The sequence below is a fragment of the Lacticaseibacillus kribbianus genome (assembly GCF_020180945.1).
Classification (GTDB): Bacteria; Bacillota; Bacilli; order Lactobacillales; family Lactobacillaceae; genus Lacticaseibacillus; species Lacticaseibacillus kribbianus.
Genome location: NZ_JAIPUL010000001.1, coordinates 488,591 through 508,764, shown reverse-complemented (window position 1 = coordinate 508,764; position 20,174 = coordinate 488,591). Strand labels below are relative to the sequence as shown.

13 protein-coding genes are annotated in these 20,174 nt (G+C 64.2%); 2 read left to right on the top strand and 11 right to left on the bottom strand.

Translation table 11 applies throughout. The annotated features are described in order from the left end of the window. Window positions 1-34: 34 nt before the first annotated feature. The 7 genes from LE416_RS02385 to LE416_RS02355 form a co-directional block, all read right to left on the bottom strand. On the bottom strand, window positions 35-715 hold the full coding sequence (locus LE416_RS02385) for an endonuclease/exonuclease/phosphatase family protein (protein ID WP_225046896.1): 681 nt from the start codon (window positions 713-715) through the stop codon (window positions 35-37). Continuing rightward, complete coding sequence (locus LE416_RS02380; RefSeq protein ID WP_225046895.1) at window positions 712-2,190, bottom strand: response regulator transcription factor; 1,479 nt, start codon at window positions 2,188-2,190, stop codon at window positions 712-714. Before LE416_RS02380 ends, LE416_RS02385 begins: the two co-directional genes overlap by 4 nt. Before the next feature lie 230 nt (window positions 2,191-2,420). After that, window positions 2,421-4,169 carry a sensor histidine kinase gene (locus tag LE416_RS02375; protein WP_225046894.1) on the bottom strand — a complete coding sequence of 583 codons (1,749 nt, stop codon included), beginning with the start codon at window positions 4,167-4,169 and terminating at the stop codon, window positions 2,421-2,423. Between the two features lies 1 nt (window position 4,170). Beyond that, the gene (locus tag LE416_RS02370) at window positions 4,171-4,776 is read right to left on the bottom strand and encodes a YesL family protein (protein WP_225046893.1); all 606 of its coding nucleotides are present in this window, start codon (window positions 4,774-4,776) and stop codon (window positions 4,171-4,173) included. 313 nt (window positions 4,777-5,089) lie between these two features. Further along, on the bottom strand, window positions 5,090-6,940 hold the full coding sequence (locus LE416_RS02365; protein ID WP_225046892.1) for a beta-N-acetylhexosaminidase: 1,851 nt from the start codon (window positions 6,938-6,940) through the stop codon (window positions 5,090-5,092). A 66-nt stretch (window positions 6,941-7,006) separates the two neighbouring features. Then, window positions 7,007-9,679, bottom strand: a complete 2,673-nt coding sequence (locus LE416_RS02360) for an alpha-mannosidase (protein ID WP_225046891.1) — start codon at window positions 9,677-9,679, stop codon at window positions 7,007-7,009. A gap of 21 nt (window positions 9,680-9,700) precedes the next feature. After that, window positions 9,701-10,987, bottom strand: a complete 1,287-nt coding sequence (locus LE416_RS02355; protein WP_225046890.1) for a glycoside hydrolase family 125 protein — start codon at window positions 10,985-10,987, stop codon at window positions 9,701-9,703. 121 nt (window positions 10,988-11,108) lie between these two features. On the opposite strand from LE416_RS02355, the gene LE416_RS02350 reads away from it, so the two are divergent. Continuing rightward, window positions 11,109-12,167: a GntR family transcriptional regulator gene (locus LE416_RS02350; protein WP_225046889.1), complete on the top strand. Its 1,059-nt coding sequence runs from the start codon at window positions 11,109-11,111 to the stop codon at window positions 12,165-12,167. 78 nt (window positions 12,168-12,245) lie between these two features. Then, window positions 12,246-14,318, top strand: a complete 2,073-nt coding sequence (locus LE416_RS02345; protein ID WP_225046888.1) for a GH92 family glycosyl hydrolase — start codon at window positions 12,246-12,248, stop codon at window positions 14,316-14,318. A gap of 460 nt (window positions 14,319-14,778) precedes the next feature. Here the strand turns inward: LE416_RS02345 and LE416_RS02340 are convergent, their stop codons facing one another. The 4 genes from LE416_RS02340 to LE416_RS02325 form a co-directional block, all read right to left on the bottom strand. Then, window positions 14,779-16,641, bottom strand: a complete 1,863-nt coding sequence (locus tag LE416_RS02340) for a beta-N-acetylhexosaminidase (RefSeq protein WP_225046887.1) — start codon at window positions 16,639-16,641, stop codon at window positions 14,779-14,781. Window positions 16,642-16,655: 14 nt separating this feature from the next. Further along, on the bottom strand, window positions 16,656-17,441 hold the full coding sequence (locus tag LE416_RS02335; RefSeq protein ID WP_225046886.1) for a sulfite exporter TauE/SafE family protein: 786 nt from the start codon (window positions 17,439-17,441) through the stop codon (window positions 16,656-16,658). A gap of 147 nt (window positions 17,442-17,588) precedes the next feature. After that, window positions 17,589-18,854: a chloride channel protein gene (locus LE416_RS02330; protein ID WP_225046885.1), complete on the bottom strand. Its 1,266-nt coding sequence runs from the start codon at window positions 18,852-18,854 to the stop codon at window positions 17,589-17,591. Between the two features lie 87 nt (window positions 18,855-18,941). Further along, complete coding sequence (locus LE416_RS02325; RefSeq protein WP_225046884.1) at window positions 18,942-20,081, bottom strand: radical SAM/SPASM domain-containing protein; 1,140 nt, start codon at window positions 20,079-20,081, stop codon at window positions 18,942-18,944. Window positions 20,082-20,174 lie beyond the last annotated feature (93 nt).

The following is a 20,174-nucleotide window of genomic DNA, read 5'->3' as shown; positions in this document are numbered from 1 at the left end:
TGTGGCCAGTCCCCGTGTTGTTCAAACCTGATGATCACGCGATGATCAGCTGCGCCTCAAGCATCCGGTGATCGGACAGGATGGTCGGCACCAGCCGCGCGCCCTCAAAGCGCACGTCAGGCGTCATCAGGATGTTGTCGATGGTCATCACCTTCATCGTGTCGTCGCGGCCGATGAAGCTTTCAAACCACGTGCTGTTCCCGTTCACCCGGCGCAGCGGGTTGAAGCTTGCCCACTCGTCTTGCGACTGGTCGCAGTTGAAATCGCCGAAGCACACCGCAGGGCCGTCCTCCGCCCGCATTGCGGCGAGCAGCTCCGCCGCCTGCTGACGCCTAAGCGCCGGGGTTTCAAAGGACAGGTGCGTGTTGTACACGGCAAGCGTCACGCCGTCTCGGGTGTAAAGGCTGCGCTGAAAGACGCGCGGCTCCAGCCCGTGAGTGGTGTAGGCGACCGCGCGTGACGCCTGCAGCGGCCCGGCGGCCAGCGTCGCGATGCCGTACTCGCCGCCCATCAACGGCATGGCCGCGGCGAACCGGTAGGTGTAGGTCTGGCCCGCCAGAAGCGCCGGCATGTCGTAGGGGTTGCGCCGGGTGTTTCGGTCCACCTCCTGTAGCCCGACTAGGTCCAGCCGCTCGCGCTCGCACAGGCGCGTGATGGCGGTGAGGTCCGGTGCGTTGCCGCCGGCGATGTTGAAGGTCGCCACGTTCAGTCTCATGCCTGTCGCCCGCTTTCGCTCGGTGCGGCCAAGGCGACCTCGCGGTACTCGCCCGGGCTCATGTTCAACTGCTTTTTGAACGTCTTGAAAAAGTAGCTGGCCGTCTGGTAGCCGACCGCGTGCGCAATCTCGTTGACGTCCATCTCGGTGCGCTCCAGCAGCTGGATCGCCTGGTTGATCCGGTAGTCGTTGAGGTACTGCGCAACCGTCTGGCCGACCTCTTTTTTGAACTGCTGGCCCAAATACACCGGGCTGAGGTGCAGGTCACCGGCGATGTCGCCGAGGGTCAGCGGCTCCTTGAAGCGCTGGGAAATGATGCCCAGCACCTCGGAGACGTTGCGCGAGTAGCGCTTTTGCGCCGTCTGCGACATCGACGCCGCCGTTGTCAGCAGCACATCCGTCAGCTCGGCGACCGTCGCCGCCCCGTTGATGCGCCCGAAGCTCGCGGAGGTCAGCTCGTAGCTGGGGTGCAGCGCGCGCATCGCCAGCAGGATGACCACCGCAATCTGGCGGGTCAGTTCGACTGAGGCATCCTCTTGCTCCATCTGCGAGAAGCGCGCGTTCAGCCAGTCGGCCAGGCCGGTCAGCGGCACGTCGCGCAGCTCGCCCTTGAGTGTGTCCACCGTCGGCAGCTTCACGCTCGGGCCCGCCTCCTGCTCCGGTAGGATCACCAGTCCGTTGGCGACGGCGAAAAAGTACCGCCGGTTGATCGCCCAGCGTACGCGCTGATAGACGTCGGCAATCGCCGCGTGGTTTTTGATCACCGGCGATACCACCACCGGCCGGCGAGTCGGCCCGACACTGTCGGGCAGCTGATCGAGGAACTGGCGCACTTGCATCGTGGTCCCGGTGAACAGCACAATCACGTCTTGACCCTCGGAAAAGAAGCCGGCAACCTCGCGCTGCGACACTAGGTCGGCCTGCAGCGCCGCCCGCTGCTGCGGATTGAGAATCGCCAGCAGGCGCCACTCGCAGTTGTCCGGCAGGCTGAGCGCGAGGTGGGCCGCGGCCGGGTCGACCGGGGCCTGCGAGCGGCCGGTGACCAGCTCGCGGGTCAGCGCCTGGTGGGCCAGCTGCGCGTTTTGATCCGCCGTGTCGTGCTGGGCGAGCTGCCGCAGCGCCTTTTGCAGCGTTTTGACCAGCTCGTCGGGGTCGATCGGCTTGCGCAGGTAGTTCAGCGCGCCCTGCTCGAGGCCGGCCTTGACGTAATCGAAGTCGCCGTAGCCCGACAGCACGATGATCTGCATGTTTGGCTGCAGCCGGCGGGCCGCGGCCAAGAACTCGGGGCCGGCCATCTCCGGCATGTTCATGTCCGACAGCAGAATGTCGATCGGCTCGTGCTGCAGATAGGTCAAAGCGGCCACCGGATTCTGCTCGGTCTGCACGATGGTCAGATCCAGCGCGGCCCAGTCAATGAGCTTGGGAATGCCCCGCAGAATCATGAACTCATCATCGACTGCCATCACACGTTTCATGGGGATAACTCCTTTCAGAGGGTGGACCAAGGCGGGCTTAGCCGGTCGGCCAGCGTAGGACTGGCGCTTGGGCCGCTCTTTGGCCCGAGTGCCGGTCCTAGCTGGCCGAACCGGCGTTGCCTTGGGGAACCCGTTTAGAGGGTGGAAAAGCGCGGGCTTAGCGCCCGGCCGCCCTTTCGAGCTTAAGCCGCTGCCCCCACCCTTTTCAACCCACAATTCCGACGGTTTGCCTAAGCCGTTGGCCCGCCAGGCAGCATCGGGGTCTGGTGACGACGCCTGACCGGGTCCACGTCAAAGCTGACCACCACGCTGGTGCCGCCCTGGTCGTTGCCCTGCAGGCGCATCCGGAAGCTCGGGCCAAAGTAGTTGCTCATCCGGGCGTACACGTTCTGCAGCCCGATCGACTCGTGCTGGGAGTTGCCCAGCGGCTCGGTCATGCGCACGTTCAGCCGCGCCAGGTCGGCCGGGATGACGCCGCGCCCGTTGTCCTTGATCACGATGCGCACGCCGGTTTCGGTGCGCGTGGCGCGAATCGAGATGGCGTTGTCGTGGCGGGAAAAATCGACGCCGTGGACGAAGTAGTTTTCGACCAGCGGCTGCAGGCTGAACTTAGGCAGCTCAAGGTCAGCCAGCGTCGGATCGATCTCGACTTGGTACGCCAGCCGGTCCGGGAAGCGGACTTGGTAGAGGTAAATGTACTTTTCAACGAAGGTCAGCTCGGAATCGAGCGTCGCCACCGCCGAGAGGTCCGTGTTGTTGCGCAAAAGCGCGGCGAAGCTGTACACCACCTTGGCGAGGTCCGGCTGGTCGGCATCGAGCGCCGCCATGCGGATGTATTCCAGGGTGTTGGACATGAAGTGCGGGTTGATCTGCGCCTGCAACGCCTTCATGCTGGCCTGCTGCTGCGCCATCTGCAGCTTGTAGATGGTGTTGATGTACTGGTTGATGTCGTCGAGCATCGTGTTGATGCCCGAGGCCAGCTCCGACAGGTCGGTGTGCGAGCTGACAATCGGCACCTGCGCGCTCAGGTTGCCCGAGCTGACGGCCGACACAGTGGTCACGATGGTCGAAAGCTGGCGCTGGTAGCGCAGGAAGGTGACCCACAGCGTCGTGCCAAGCAAAAGCAGCACGATCAGCCCCAGCCCGGCGATCGGCAGGATGTGCCAGATCATCATGTTGGCCAGGCCGGAGCGGTTGATGGCGACAATCATGGTCGCCTGGTCGTTCACCGTGGTCGAGCCGACCTGGTAGGTATCCACCGTGTAGTGGTTGTTGCTCTTCAGCGTGCCGTGGCGAAAGGCCTGCATCAGCTCCGTCTTCTCGCCGGCGGTGACCGAAGAGTCCGCGTAGTGGGTCAACAGCGCCCCGCGGTCGTTGACCACCAGAATCTGCATGTGTGCCGGGCTTTGGCTCTGGCGCAGCTGCGAGATCAGACTGGTGTCGTTGAAGGTCAACCCCAGCGTCCCGGCCGAATCCAGCTGGGAGCTGCTGTTGATCAAGGGCGCGACGAACGCGCCGGCCGACACTTGGGCCTTGGGCGCGATGCGGCCCGAGCGGTTCAGCCTGGTCGCAACGAAGTGGTTCTTGCCCGACGTCAGCACGAGTTCGAGCTTGTCGACCTCATCGTGATTAATGAAGAAATTGAAGACCTGCTGCGGCCAGTAGAAGTAGTTGCCCCCTTTTTCCGCCGCGTTCAGCGCGTACTGCGCATAGCTCGGCACGGATTCGGAGAAATACGCCTCAAGCGAGCCCAGGTTCGACTGGTCCGCGCCCAGCTGCCGCGCGAAGTCGCTGGTGACCTCCTGGTAGCGCAGCAGCGCCGACGCCACGCGCTGGCGGGCGTAGGTCTTGGCCTGGCGAATCTGCGCGTTGTAGCTGTCCACGCTGATGATGCCGGCGACCAGCGTCACCCCGATCACCATGATCGACAGGATCAGGGTGTACCACTGCATCAGGCGCTGAAAGTTCGACCGCCGCATCCTACGCCAGCTGCGCGTCAATCTGCGCGTACCAGCGGGCGGACTGAATGTGGGTCCAGACCACCACCGCCGCGATGCTCAGAAACAGGATCAGCCCCATGGCCTTGGCCGTCAGGATGATGATCACCCCGAGTCCGCCGAAGTACACCAGAAGCTGCAGGAAGTTCTGGAAGAACTGCCCGATGGCCAGGCGAAACGCGTTTTTAAGGCTGATCTCGTAGTGGCTCTCAATCGACAGCGTGAACAGCCCGGATGTCGCGCACAGAAGCAGTGCGAACAAAATGATGAACTGAATGAACACCATCCAGCCGAACTTCAGCTGTGTGGACAGGTACAAGCTGTAGCTGAGAACGCCAAAGACCGCACCGAAAATCCAGAAGTGACCGTTGGCCTGCCAGAAGTGGGTCTTGAACAGCGCCCAGCTGTCCTTGAAGCGGTAGTCGGCCAGCTCCCACTGGTTGGCGGAAAACAGCTCGGCGATTGTGCGCAGCGCCGGGCCGACGCCCAGCACCACCAGCCCCATGATGGTGAACAGCCAGAATTGAAGGTTCAGAATCAGCAAGATGAACACCTTCGTGAAAATACTATTGATACCGCGTCCTAACATCGTACCGCGTCCTTTCTTGTGCGAGCCACGTGCCGGCCCCGTAAGTGTTCATTCTATCACGTGCAGCCGCCGGAACAACCCCGCGTCGGCCGCAACTCACTAGCATTGTAACAAAATTCTAAAAGGCTTACAAAGGCGGCTCCCGTAGCTCCTCTCTGCCCCAAACCACGGCACCGTGAGCCACGGCTGTGGTCCGGGCGATGGCGCCCGGGCCGACACGCCAGCCGCGTCCGCCTGCAAGCCGCAAGCCGACGCCAACCACAAAGAAGCACCGCGGCTTGGCGCGGTGCTTCCGAGGGGTCATGATGCGCGCCTAGCGTGAAATGTCACAGGCGCTTGCAATCTGCATGTACAGGCCGTGGCCGATTGGGCCGCTGGTCCACTTGTCGGCGGGCAGGGCTTTGGCGTGCAGCTCGGCGAGGTCGTCGTTGCCGGCCTCCCACTCGCCAAGGCGCCACAGCACGGTGTTGATGCGGGCAAACTGGCCGCCGTAGCGGATATCGATCACCTCAAAGCCGTTGCCGCGCCGCTCGTCGTGCCAGACCGGGCGGTAGGCATCGAGTGTCGCGGTCAACAGGTCGCGGTACGTGACCAGCTGCGCCACCACCTCGCCGGCGTCGCGGCGTGGCTGGTGAATCAGCTGCTGCAGGGCGACCAGCACGCGCGCCTTTTGGGCCAGCGCCTTGGCCAGCGCGTGGTAGTAGGCAAACAGCGGCCGGCTGACCGCGGTGGTGGTCACTGTCGCCAGCTGACCTGCGAGCCTGTCGTAGTGCGCCGCCAGGTTGAACTTGCCGAGGTTGACGCGGTACTTCTGGAGCAACAGGTCCTCGTAGAGCACCAGCTTACTGGTGTTTTCGCCGGTCAGGTTGACCGGGTTGCCTTCGACGTGGTCGAACTCGTCCAACAGCATGAACGCCGCGGCGTCCTCGCCCTGCATCAGCTTGAACTGCTGGGCCAAAAATTCGGGGCTCACCGTGTCGTGGTACTGGTACTCGATGAAGGTCTGAAGCCCCAGCCAGGAGGCGGCAAACGGCGTCTCGGCGCCGTCGTCGAACCACATGGTGGCCACGGCCTGGCGCACGCCGGCCTGCTTGGCGCCGGTCATGCCCGCTTTGACGGACTGCAGCATTTTCTCCTGGTGCGGGGCCAGACTCGGCCAGGTCCACAGACCGCCGGCGTAGACCACCGGCTTTTGCAACTCGAAGTGCTGGGCCAGCCGGGCTGCGTAGGTCTCGACGTCCTCGTGGTAGTAGTCCCAGTACACCTGACCGACGTTGGGCATCTGCGCGGCGAACTCCGGCGTGAAGTGCACGGTTTCGTCGTACATGGTGTGCGTCGGGCTGGCGATGGTGAACCACATGTCGCTCCACATGTACGGATCGAGGTGAAGCTCCTCACACAGCGCCGCGACTGTCTTCAGGTGGGCCTGAATCAGCGTCTGCTGATCAACGAAGCCCTCCTTGACCGCGCGGTTGCCCATGCCCAAGCCGTACGCCTCGTCCATGCCGATGTGAATCTTGTTGGTCAAAAACGGCGCGGTGGCCGCCTTCAAAAGCTCACGCAGGAACTTGGTGGTCTCGGGCTTTTCGACCCACAGCACGTCCGGGGTGTCCTTGATCTCCTGAAAGGCTTGCCACTTCAGCGCGTTTTGCAAGTGCGCCAGCGTCTGGATGGCCGGCACCAGCCGCACGCCGAAGCGATCGGCGAACACGGCCAGTTCGTGGAGATCGGACTGACTGTAGCGGCCGCGCAGGTGGCCGAAGTACGGCTCCTCCGGGACTTCGAACACGTCCTCCATGTACATCCAGATTTCCGTGTAGCCGAGGCTTGCCATGCGCACGATCACGCGCTTGAGCCCCGGCACCGACAGCACGCCGTTGCGCGCCAGGTCGATCATCGCGCCGACCTCGTCGAACGCCGGGGTTTCGTGCAGTGCAAAGCTGGTCTCGTGCTGCGCGTGGCCCAGCCACAGCGTGACGCCGCGCATCAGCTCGTGCACGGTGCCGTAAGTGATGGTGCCGCTTGCGCCGTCGCGGGTCAGGGTCAGCCCGGGATCGCCTTGGGCCACGGTCACCTTGGCCGTCACGTCGTTGTCGTGGTGCGCGCCTGCAATCAGGGCCACCGCGTCTTGGTACTTGCTTGGAACGCCTTGCCAATCCGTCATAATTTCCTCCTCCGGGCACCGCAACAGCCGCGGACACAGGTGCCCGCGGTTGCGGCGGTGTACAAGTTACTTGAACAGGTAGGTCCGAATCTCGGCCGGCCGCAGCGCGGCGGTCACGTCACCTGCAAGCGGTTTGTCGACCAGGTCCAAAAGCCCGGCCGCCGGCTTGCCGTCGTACTCGACGGTCAGCGGCTTGGCTTCCCCGGTCATGTTGTAACCGCGCACGATCAGACCGTCCGCCCCCTGCTTGGTCGCGGTCACGGCAAAGGCCGGGTCGCTGACGGTCAGGTAGGTCGCTTGGACCGGCTTGCTGCCGGCGTGGGCGCCAGTCTGCTTGGTGATCACCGGCACCTGGGCGGCGCGGGCCGCCTGGTAGGCGGCAAGCTGAGCGGCCTCGCTGCCGTCGGTGAAGGTCAAAGAGAAGGCCGCGGTGAAGTCGCCGAGGCACTGGGCCGCCGGGGTTTCGAAGTAGCCCCAGTCCCCCATCTCACCGATGCAGCGCAGAAGCGTCACGGCGATGGTGTCGCCGGTCGGGCTGACCTCGTACTCGTTGAGGCCGTAGTTTCCGACCACCACGCCGCGCTGTTCGTTGTGCACGGTCGCGAAGGCCTGCTGGTGCTGCGGGTTGGTCGGGTTCTGCCAGTTAGGGCCGACCTGGTTTTGGCGGGTGACGACCTCAAAGATCGACTCCGCCTGGTGCGTGGTCGTGGTCAGCCCGGTGGCGACCACGGCGCGCAGCCGGTGGTCCTTGACCGTGTTGTGGCCTGCAACCGTCACGCTGAGGCGGCTGTCCTGATCGAGCCGCAGGGTGATGGCCAGCGGCAGGTCAACGTCGTGATCGCCGCGCTTGCTGGTGCGGTTGGTGATGTCGATCACCGCCTGGCGTTCGTAGTCAAGCGTCGCCGCGGCCTGGTCCGGCACGGTCAAGGTCAGCGTGAAGTCCAGCTCCTGGCCGGTGGCCGTCGCCTTGGTGGTGACGTCAGAGACCTTGCCGTCCTTGGACGTGAAGGTCAGCTTATCGGCCGACTGGCGGTAGATGTACTCGTTGCCCATGTCGCCGGTGTCCTCGATCAGTAAGGCGTCTTGGTAGCGGTGGCCGGTGAGGCGGTCCTCAACCGTGATGCTGTTGTCGGCCTCCAAAACGACGCGGAGCTTGCCGTTGTCAATCGCGTTGGTCGCAGCCGGTGCCGCGATGGCAGCAGGGGTACCCGGCACCACGGCCAGGGTCTGCCAGCCAAAGGCCGGCAGGTCGGCCGCCACCTGCACGTCGACGTACAGGGCCATGAACGGCACGCGGAACGTGCGGTCCGGCAGCTCGTAGTTGAAGCGGACGTGCGGGTTTTGGATGATTGCAGGCACCGCGTTGCCTTCGTGGTCGACCACGGTCAGGGCCGGCAGGTCCTGGGCCAAGGCGCTCAGCTTGTCGTACTGGGCCTTGGGGGCGCCATCCTTGAACAGCGCGCGCTTGAGCTCGACTTCCACCGTCACGGGCTCGCGCTTGGCGGCGCCGGTCGTGTTCAACAGCACGAACGGGTGGGCGTCGTCTGCAAAGCTTGCGGTGTCCAGCTGCTGGGCAAAGCGGGTCAGCGCCTGCGCACTGAGGCTGTCGCCGACCTGCTGCGCGGCGTGGAAGCGAGTCATCATGCGCTCGTGGATGGGGTCGACGGAGCAGCCGCAGATGCTGTCGTGCGGGTGGTTTTGAAGCAGGAAGTGCCAGGCGTAGTCCAGGCGGTCCTGGTTCTCGGCGGTCGCGCTGTCGCTCAATGCGAGCAGCGGCTCCACCTGATCCTCGAGCAGGCGCTCGGTCTTGGTGTTGTTTTGCTTCAGATAGATGCGGGAGCTGGACGTGTTGGCCAGCGTGTACCAGCCGTCGGTGGCCTGAGAGGTCAGCTCGCCGTGAATCGTCGACAGGTCCGTTGGCAGGTCCTGGCGCAGCGCCTCGATGTAGGCCGGGAAGTTGCTGTGCACGAACTCGTAGTCCGGGTACAGCTCGTTGGCCACGCGGATGGCCTCGCTGAGGTCCATCTGCACCGGCTGGTGGTCGACCCCGTTCATGAACAGCAGGTCGGGCGTCGAGGCGAAGCGCTCGGCGTCGGCCAGGTGCTTGTCCCAGTAAACCTTTGCCTTGGCCGGGTCCGCCGGGATCTCGTTGCCGTTGGAGTACCAATTGGCAAACAGGATGCCCAGCACCTTGCTGGCATCGGGGCCTTCCCACCACATCTCGGAGTAAGTGGAGTCGAAGTCGCCCTTCCCGCCGACCTGGTTGTTCAGCCCGGTTGGAGTGACGCCGCGGCCGAACGCCACGGTGTCAAGGCCGGCCAGCTTCATCATCTGCGCGGTCTGACCCATGTTGCCGAAGGTGTCCGGGAAGTAGCCCAAAGGCACCGGGGCGTGGCCCCACTTCTGGGAGGCGGCCAGGCCGTACTGCGTGTTGCGGACGTTGGCCTCCGGGCTGATCAGGAAGTCGTCTTGCAGGATGTAGAACGGCCCAATGCGCAGCTTGCCCTTTTGAATCCACTTCTCAAGCTCGGCGCGCTTTTCCGGGCGCACCTTGAGGTAGTCGTCCAAAATGATGGTCTGCCCGTCCAGGTGGAACGAGTCGAAGTTCGGGTCGGTTTCGAACAGGTGAAACAGGTCGTCAATCAGGCTAATCAGGCGCATGTGGTGCTTCTCGTACCCCATGTACCACTCGCGATCCCAGTGACTGTGCGACACAATGAAAACTTTTTTCTTAGCCATGTTGCTCCCTTCCGACTGCTATCAGTCTTTTACGTCGTTGACGTTCTCGCCGAAGTAGTCCATGACCAGCTCGCAAAACATCATGTTGGCCCATGAGAACCACTCGCGTGTGTACTGCGTCGGGTCCTCGACGTTGTAGCCCTCGTGCATCATCTTCGTGCCGGCCGTCGTCGCCACCAGCGAATCCAGAATTGCGGCCTTTGCCTCGCGGTCGGTGGAGGTCAGCCCCTCGACGGCCTTGGCGATCGGCCAGATGTACTCGGCCGGCGTGTGTGGTGAGCCCAGGCCCTGGCCGTAGGTGCCGGCGTAGTAATACGGGTTCTCGGTGGACAGGATGGTCTTTCTGGTGGCGACGTAAATCGGGTCGTCTTCCGCCACGGCGCCGAGGTACGGCAGCGCCAGGAGGTTCGGCACGTTGGCGTCGTCCATCACCAGCTGGTTGCCCAGCCCGTCGACCTCAAAGGCGTAGATGCTTTCACCCGCCTTGTTGGTCGTCGTACCGTAGCGGGCGACGCCGGCCTCGATGGCGTTGGCCAAGTAGGTGAAGCGCTCCGCCGGCTGGTGCAGCACGTCCGAGTAGATCTCGGCCAGGTGGCGCAGGATCTCGACGGCAAACAGGTTGCTTGGGATCAAGTAGCCGTACACGCAGGCATCATCGCTTGGGCGGAAGCCGTTCCAGCTCATCCCAGTTTTGGCAACCGGGCGGCCGACGCCGTCGATCAGCGTGTCTTCCGGCCGGTCCCCCGTGCGCTCGAAGCTGTACGGGGAGTGGGCGTGATCCTGCTCGGCCGTGATCACCTGCACGAGCTTTTCGATGGCGACCTCAAAGCCCGCGTTGAAGTGGCTGGTGCGGCCGGTGTTCTTCCAGAACAGGTAGGCCAGCTGCACCGGGTAGCACAGCGAGTCCAGCTCGTACTTGCGCTCCCAGATCCACGGGTTCATCGTGGTCTTGTCGGTCTGGTGGCCGGCGTTGTTGGCGCTTTGGTTGAAGGCGTTGGCGTACGGATCCATCGCCATGTTGAAGAACTGACGGTTGATCACCTTTTCGATGGTGTCGGCCAGCTCCGGGTCGGTTCTTGCAGGGACCAAGTACGGCCGCATCTGCGCGGTGGAGTCGCGCTGCCACATCGCCGGGATGTCACCGGTCAAGACAAAAATGCGCGAGGTACCGTCTTCAACAAGCGCGTGCTTCAGCGTGTCCGCGTAGGTCAGGGCGAAGGTCTCCGCCCACTCCGGGTGCGCGGTGCCGCACAACGCGACGATCTTATCAATGTAGGCGCTGGCGCCTTTGGTCAAATAGTCTGTCATTTTTGTGCTCCTTGGTATGTTTTTATACTTGCAATATATCATGTTAGATGAGACTATGGGTGCAAGCGTTCACAAAAATTGAAAAAGTCGGACTATCAACGTATACCAACTGGAGGGCGTCATGACCAAATATCAGGAGTTATTCGATCAGCTTCGCACCGCGATTCTTCGCGGCGAATACGCGCCCGATGCCCTGCTACCAAGCGAGAACGCGCTGGCCATTCGCTACCACGTCAGCCGCATCACGACCAAGCGTGCCCTGAACGAACTTGCCGACGCGGACCTGATCTACCGGGTGCAGGGCAAGGGCAGCTTTGTCAAACCGCACGCCGCCAACCGTTCGCGCACCTTGCTCCTTGTCTTACCATTCGCCAACCCCAAGATGGGCGACTACGCCAGCGGCATCACTCAGATGCTGGCCGGGACCACCTGGCACCTGGAAACCATCACCACCCGCCAGTTCAAGCGCGTGGCGCTGGACACGTTCACCGAGCACTACGCGGGGATGTTCTTTTACCCCCAGGAGCTCGCGGCGGACATGCCCACGCTCATCACCCTGTCGCAACTCCACATCCCCACCGTGGTCTTCGATGAGCCACCGAGCACCCTGGCTTTGCCCAGCGTCTGCTCGGACAACACCGCCGGCGGGGCGCTGGCCGCCCGACACCTGCAGACCCTGGGGCACAAGCGCATCGCCTTTTGCAGCCGCGTGCCTTTTTGGCAGGACTGGACCGGCACGGTCGCCGACCGCTTCTTCGGCTATGTGAACGCCTACCAGCCGACCGACCTGATGCCGACCCAGCAGCTGTTGTGGGCCGAGGCGCTGAGCACCTTTGCCTCGGTCGCCGAAACCGCCGCGTACCTCAAGCACGAAAACATCACCGCCCTGATCATGGGCAACGATGTCGAGGCCATCAAGATGGCCCGCGAGCTGCAGGGCCGCGGCTGGCAGCTACCCTTGGACCTGTCCATCGTCGGCTTCGACGACATCGAACTGGCCGCGACCAACACCCCGTCTTTGACCACCTTAACCCAGGACTTCACGGAGATGGGGCGCCAGGCCGTCGACCTGATGCTGTCGCAGATCAACGACCCGCAAAAGGGCTGCAGCAAGCGCATCACCGTGCCGGTCAAGCTGGTCGCCCGCGACTCGACCGCCCGGCCGGCCAAGAACCGCTGAACCACCACGAACCACCGTTGTTGAGAGTTCTACCGCACCCGCGTTTTGTCACCCACACTTTTTTTGGAGGCTTCTTAGATGAATCCTGAATCAATTGACACCCGCATCGGTTCCCAGAACACGTACACCTTCTCACACGGCAACACCCTGCCCCTCACCGGATCGCCGTTTGCCATGAACTATCTGGCGGTGCAGACCACCCTGGAAGACACGCCTTGGTGGTTCGACCCGACGGCCCAAAGCTTCGCCGGCATCCGTTTGACCCACCAGCCGAGCCCTTGGGTTGGTGACTTCTCCAGCGTCCTGTTCACGCCGGTTGCAACGGCCGATGCCGACTACCTGGGCACCTACGCCCGTGCCGACGCAACTTTCGCCCCGCACCTGATTGCAGTCTCGGCGCTCGAGGCCCAGATCAAGCTGCAGGCAACCGCGACGCGCTACGGCGGCGCCCTGCGCCTGGACGGTGATAAGCCGCTGCTCAAAATCAGCGCCAAGGGACTGCGTGTGCTCGACCAGACGGCTGAGCGCCTGAGCCTTGCCATCACCAACTTCGCGGCCAGCGAGGATCCCGACTTCACGATGTACTTGACGGTGGCCCTGCCGGAGGACACCGCGGTGTCGCCGCTTCGAACCGCGGACAAAACGGCTGCCCTGGTGCTGAGCCTGAGCGGCGCGGCCACGCTGGCGTTTGCCACCTCGTTCATCAGCGCCGAGCAGGCGGCTGCAAACCTCGTACCGCTTGCGGCGACCGACTTTGACTCCCTGGTTGCGCAGGTGAAGACCGAGTGGGCCCACAAGCTCGCGCAGGTTGAGATCACCGACCACAACAAGGCCAGCGTCGCGCTGTTCTACCACAACCTGTACCGCGCCTCGCTGTTTCCGATGACGTTCTACGAAGTGGATGCGGCCGGCCAAGAGATTCACTACGACACCACGAGCAAAACCGTGCGTCCGGGCAAGCTGTACACCAACAACGGCTTTTGGGACACCTACAAGACACTGTTTCCGATGCTGTCGCTGCTCGACCCGGCCATGTACGCCGACATGCTCGAGGGCTTTTACAACTCGTACCTGGAAACCGGGTTCCTGCCGCGCTGGCTGTCTCCTGACGAGCGCGGCATGATGCCGGGCACCATGGTGGACGCGGTGATCGCAGACGCCGCCGTCAAGGGCATCGCGTCGGACCTGATGCCAAAGCTTTTGGTCGCCATGCAGCAGGGTGCCACCACCATCTCTGAAGACGTCAAGTACGGGCGCGAGGGGCTGGCCGAATACCTGCGCCTCGGCTACGTGCCGGCCGACATCGGCGAGTCCGTCAACAAGACGCTGGATTACGCCTACTCCGACTGGCTGATCTCCGTGGTCGCCAAGACCCTCGGCGAAACCGAGCTGGCCGCCGAGTACGAGGCAAAGAGCCAAAACTGGCGCAACGTGTTCGACCCGAGCGTCAAGCTGATGCGGGCCAAGGACCGCGACGGCAAGTTCGTCGCCGCCTTCGACCCGATTGCCTGGGGCAACGGCTACACCGAAGGGTCGGCCTGGGCCAACAGTTTTGCCGTCTACCAGGACCTGCCGGGGCTGATTGAGGCCACCGGCGGCAAGGACGCCTTCGTCGCCCACCTGCACCACATGGTCAACCAGCCGGCCGCCTTCAAGCCGGGCACGTACGGCCAGACCATCCACGAGATGCGCGAGCTGGCTGCCCAGCCGTTCGGCCAGATTGCCATCTCCAACCAGCCGAGCTTCCACCTGCCGTACCTGTTCACCCTGGCCGGTGACTCCGCCTCGACCGAGGTGCTGGTCCGCACCATGCTGACCACCGCCTTTTCGGCCAAGGCCGACGGTTACCCTGGCGACGAGGACAACGGCTCGATGAGCAGTTGGGTGCTCTTCTCCTCGCTTGGCTTCTACCCGGTCACCCCGGGCTCCGGCCGCTACGTGCTCGGCGCCCCGCTGTTCGACCGCGCCGTGTTGCACCTGCCTAAGGGCGACCTGGTGCTGACCGCTACCAACAACCGGCCGGGCTTCAACTTCGTCGGCGAGCGCACCTTCAACGGCGAGCCGCTGGGTAACCAGATCGACCACGCGCAGCTGGCCGCCGGCGGCACCCTCGCCGCAGACATGCAGCTGCTGCCGCACGACCGCAAGTAACCCAGGGCGGAGCCAGGCGCACTTAGCGGGACGGCTAGCCTAGCCATGGCGTTGAGGCGTACTTTGCCTCGGCGTCATGGCGTAGCTAGCCGCTCCCGCGTTGCCTGGCGGAGCCCGACGATAACCCAGCGCGGAGCCAAGCGCACTTAGCGGGACGGGGCCGCAAGCTCCGGGGCGCGGGCAGGTCGGACTGCGCCCCTCCGCTTGCTACATTCTGATCTGACGACTGGCAAAGTGGAAGCGCCGGTAATCAAGCGTAGAGGTCCCAGAACACCCCCACTCAGTCCTTTTAGCCACCCGACGTAATCACCCCAGCAAGTTGGACGCTCAGGCTAAAAACTACCTCGTGTCGCGCTTCTTGACTTTTAAAACCGCCTGCTAGTTATGTGCTCCCTCGTCAGCGCTCGATCATAAAATCACAAGACCCACCGCCAGTAATTTGGCGGTGGGTCTTGTTTGGCTACATGTTTTGCGAAATGCCGCAGGCCGAGATGATCTGGATGTAGCGGCCGCGGCCGGTCGGGCCGCTGGTGTACTTGTCCATCTCAAGCACGGGCGCCTGCAGCTCCTCAAGCTGGTCGTCACCCTTGACCCAGGCCGCCACGCGCCACAGCGTCGTGTCGATGCGCCCAATCAGACCGTTGAGGCGCAGGTCCATGATCTCGTAGCCCTGCCCGCGGCGCTCGGCGTGCCACAGCTGGCGGAACTCCTGAATGGTGACCAGCATGGCCTGGCGCAGCCGGTTCAGCGCCTGGGTGACCGCGGGCACCGCCTCCGGCCCGCGGGCCAAAAGCGTCTGCAGCTCAAGCAGCGCGGTGGCCTTGAGGCTCAGGGTGTGGGCGAGGTGTGCGTAGTAGGTGAACATCGGCCGGTCGGGCTCGGCCACCGTCGCCCCGGCCAGGTCCTGCGCCAGCTGCGCGTAGTGGCCGGCGTAGTCGAAACCCTCAAGGTTCTTGCGGTAGCGCTGCAGCAGCAGGTCCTCGTACAGCAGGATTTTGCCTGGGTCGTCGATGGTCATGTTCGGCCGGTCCTCAAGCTGGTTTTCGAACTTGTCCAACAGCAGGTAAGCGTTGTAATCGCGCCCCTGCATCAGCGCGAACTGGGCCGCGGCCCAGGCGTCCGGCACTGTGTCGTGGTACTGGTACTCCGCAAAGGTCTGAAGCCCCAGCCACGCCGCGCGCAGCGGCACCTCGGAGCCGTCATCGCCCCACATGGTGGTCACAACGTCGCGCACGCCGGCCTTGGCCGCCGCGGCCATGCCGGCACGCAGCGTCGCCTGCGCGGTGCGAACCGTCGGCGCCAGGCCGTTCCAGGTCCAGATGCCGCTGGCAAAAATCAGCGGCTGCTTGAGCTTTTGGTGCAGTTCAAACATCCGGTCGTACGGCGCCTCGTCTTCGTGGTAGTAGTCCCAGTAGACCTGCGCGACCGGCGGAATCGAGGCCACCAGGTCATCCGAGAACTCGGTGTCCGGGTCGTACAGGCGGTGCTGCTTGCTGGCCATCTTGAACCACATGTCGCTCCACATCGCCGGGTGCAGGCCGAGCTCGTCACACAACCCGACCACCGTCTTGAGGTGGGCCACCATCAGGTCCTCCTGCGAAACCAGTCCGCGGTCGCGCAGCAGCTGGCCGCGCCCGAGGTTGTACGCCTCATCCATGCCGATGTGAATCTTGTCGGTCAAAAACGGTGCGCTGGCCGCCTTGAGCAGCTGGCGCAAAAAGGCGGTGGTCTCCGGCTTTTCCACGTACAGGCAGTCCGGGGCGTCCATCACGTCGTCAAAGGCGCGCCACTTGAAGAGGTTGCGCAGGTGCGCCAGCGTCTGAATCGCCGGCACCAGGGTCAGCCCCACCGCGTCGGCGGCCAAGGCAAGTTCGTGCAGGTCGGCCTGAGAGTAGCGGCCGCGCTGGTGGCCGAAATACGGCTGCGAAGGAATCTCGAAGCAGTCCTCCATGTAAAGCCAGACCTCGGTGTAGCCGAGGCTCGCCAGGCGCACGAAGGCGTCCTTCAGCGTCTGGACCTTGGGCACCGCGTTGCGGGCGACGTCGATCATCACCCCAACCGTGTCGTAATGCGCACGCTCGGTCAGCGTGAACGCGGTCTGGGTGCGGGCGTGGCCCAGCCACAGGGTGACGGCGCGCATCAGGTCGCTGGGGCTGTCGTACGCGATCATGCCGTCTTGCCCGTCGCGCTCGACGGTCAGCCCAGGCGTGGTCTGCTTGACCACCTTGACCGTGGCCGTGAAGTCCGGCGCCGGCTGAAGGGCAGCGACCGCGGCGGCCCCCGCCTCGTATTTGTCTGGAATTCCCTGCCAAGTAATGCTCATGTTTTTTCCTCCCTCTACCCCAGCCCGAGCACTGCCAGGCCGTTGTAGGCGTTAATGCCAATCACCAACACAATCGCCGCGCGGTACAGCCACGTCACCCGCGCGGATTTGAAGCGCTTACTCAGCGCCGCGCCCAAAAAGCCGCCGAGCGCGGCCGTGGGAATGATCACCCACAAAACTCTGAGGTCAAACTGCCACAGCTGACCGGTCGCCACCACCTGGGCGAGCTTGGCCAGCTGGGAGAACAGGATGGTCAGAAGCGACCAGCGCGCGGCGTCCTTGATGCCGATGCCGCAGACCGCCATGAACAGCGTCACGTTCACCGGCCCGCCGCCGATGCCCATCAGGGTCGCAAGCCATCCGGCCACCGCAGCCAACGCGACCACCACCGCCGGGCGTAGCCAGTGCCCGTGCGCCAGCGGCCACACCGAGTAGGCGAACGCCACCGCCAGCGTCAGGATGGTCAGACCGACCTGCAGCTGGAGCACGGTGCGGGCCGGCCAGGTGTTGACCAGCCAGTTCAGCGCCCCATCCCCCACCAGCCCGCCGAAAAGCGCGCCGACCGCAAGCGCGGCCACGGGCTGCCCGCTGCCTTTGGCCTCGCCCCGCGCGCGGAAGGAGGCCGTCAGCGCCATGGTCAACACGGCGACGCAGGAGAAGAAGTTGATCTGAATCAGCGGGTGCGCGCCGATCATGTCCAAAAGCGGCTTGATCAAGACGCCGCCGCCCATGCCGACGACGGCACCGAGCACGTTGGCGACCAGAATGATGACGGCGTACAGCAGGTAGAGCATCGGCATGGCAGGCTCCTTTCGTGGTGGGCGCAAGGATCGAGTCGTGGTGCGGCGAGGCGAGCGAGGCAGCACTCGGCCAGCGGTTGAGGCCACCACTGGTCCGGCGTCTTGGCGGGCCGCGAGCAGTGGTTCGACCGACCGGCAGTCCAGCCCCTACCGCTGACGCGAAAGCGACGACGCTTCAGGCGTCGGGCCCATGGTCAGCCGGGCGCCGACCATGGCGAGGCTCACCGCCAGGCCCAGCGGCAGGATTGCCGAGTAGTCCAGGTGCGAGACCTCGATCAGCATGAACATCGCCATGAACGGCGCCTGCTGCGAGGCGGCCAAAAGCGCGGCGGCGCCGATGATGGCCAGCTGCCAGACCGGACCAACGACCGGCCCCAAAAGCAGCGCGAGCACCGCGCCGAGCGACGCGCCGATGGCGATCGACGGCGTCAGGGTGCCGCCAGACGCGCCGGCACGCAGCGTTGCCACGGTGACCACCGCCTTGAGCGCGGCGCCGACCAAAAGCAGCGGAATCAGCCTGGCGGCGTCGCCGTGCATCGCCGTCTGCGCCAGCGCGCGGCCGTTGCCCATGATCTGCGGGAACTTGACGGCGACGACGCCGGTGGCCAGCGCGACCAGCGGCAGCTGCCACAGAATGTTGCGGTCCTTAGTGGCGCGGGCGCCGGCCCACTTGAAGGCGCGGCGGAACCAGCCGCCAAGCGCCCCGCACACCGGCGCAAGCACCAGCACCGCCAGCACGATTTTCGGTGCGAACGGCGCCTGCCCCACCAGGTAGTAGGGCTTGAAGCCCTTGAGCAAGGACCCCACCAGCATCGCGATCACGGACATGGTGAAGCTGACCACCACGGTGCGGCGCGACACCTTGTGCAGCAGAATCTCGACGGCAAACATGGTGCCGGTCAACGGCGCGATGTAGACGCCGGCAAAGCCGGCGCCGGCCGCGGCGGCAACCAGCAGCTGGCGGTCCGGCTCGGAGAAGCGCAGCCCGTGGCGGGCCAAGACGCGCTGGAGGCGCTGGGCGACGGCGGCGGCCAGCTCGCGCGGCGCGAGCTCGCGGCCGACCGAGCCGCCGGCGCCGACGTAGAGGATCTGGGTGAAGTCGTGCACCAGGGTGGTCAAAAGCGGCATCTCAGTGCCCTTGATGGCGCTGGCGATGCCGACGGTCGGGCGCGCGAACCGCCGCAGGAGGTACCAGATGACGGCCGCGGCCACCCCGCCGCCGAGCAGCGCGAGGACCTGCTGCCACGGCGCCAGGCCGGTGGCGAAGGGGTGCGCCGCGGACTCCTGGAAGTGCAGGAAGAGCTGCTCGATCACATCGAGAAAAACGCTGAGGAGCACCGCCCCGAGGCCGGCCGCGACCCCCAAAACCAGGGTTGCGGCCGCCAAGACTAGATTTTCACGTCGTTTATCCAATGTGTACCTTCCATTCCACGGTTGTCACCGTTCGTTCATTTGCGCCACGCGCAGTGTTTCCATTGTCTCACGGATTGCAGACGAGCACTACCCCACCTGGCTCGGCACGGCGGGTTGGGCGCGCGCAACTAGGCTCATGATGGCCTGCGCGTTGGGCAGCACCGTCTCAAGCACCGTCCGATAGCCGCAGTAGCGGTTGCACTTGGCGACGTACATCGCGTCCTTCATGCGCTTGCAGCCGCCGCAGCACATCTTCTTGAACGGGCAGGTGTCGCAGTACGACGGGAGCTCGCGCTTTTCAGCCAGCCAGTCGATGGCGATCGGCTGGCTGAACAGCTCGCGCAGCGTCTGCTTTTGGATGTAGCCCAGGCGGTACTGATCCAGCGCGTAGAAGTCACAGGGGTACACCGACCCGTCGGCCTCGATCACGTACTGGATCTGGCACTGGCCGGCCAGCCCGCACGCGGTGACCTGCCCCTTCACAAACAGGTTCAGCACGTCGTCGAACAGCTTGATGCTGCGGTAGCGCCCCGCCTGAAGCTCCTGAAACCACAGGCCGAACAGCTGCTGATAGAAGCTGCCGAAGCGCTCCGGGGTCAGCGCGAAGTCGCTTTTTTCCTTGGCGTCCAGGTCGTCCAGGCACGGGATGAACTGCACGAACTCGATGTGCTGGTCCTGGAAGAACTTGTAGACCTTCTGCGGGTGCTTGGCCAGCTCGTTGGTCAGCACGCACAGGATGTTGTACTGGATGCCGTACTGGTCAAAGAGTTCCTTGGTCTTCAGCACGCGCCAGAACGTGCCGCGGCCGTGGGTGTCGACGCGGTTGAGGTCGTGGTAGATCGGCCCGCCGTCGATCGACAGTCCGACGAGAAAATGGTTGTCGCGCAACAGCGGCATCCAGAGCTCGGAGATGATGGTGCCGTTGGTCTGAATCGCGTAGTGGACGGTCACCCGCTTGGTCTGCGCGTTGATCACGGCGATGAAGTGCTCGAAGTAGCTGAGGCCGGCCAGCGTCGGCTCCCCGCCCTGAAAGGCGATGGACAGCTCGTCGCCGTCGTTCAAGTCCTCATAGATGTTGGGAATCATCTCATCGACAACCGCCTGCTTCATCTTGCCGTAGGAGCGCACCTCGCGAATGCTTGAGATGTTGGCGTAAAAGCAGTACTTGCACCGCAGGTTACACAGCGCGGAGGCCGGCTTAATCAGGATATTCACCGTTTTTTTCATGAGTCGATTCCTTTCGTTCGCCCTCACCACAAAGGCTGCCTAAAGCTTGGGCGACGCCGCGCGCCGAGTGGCACTCGCCGTCGCCCAAGCGTG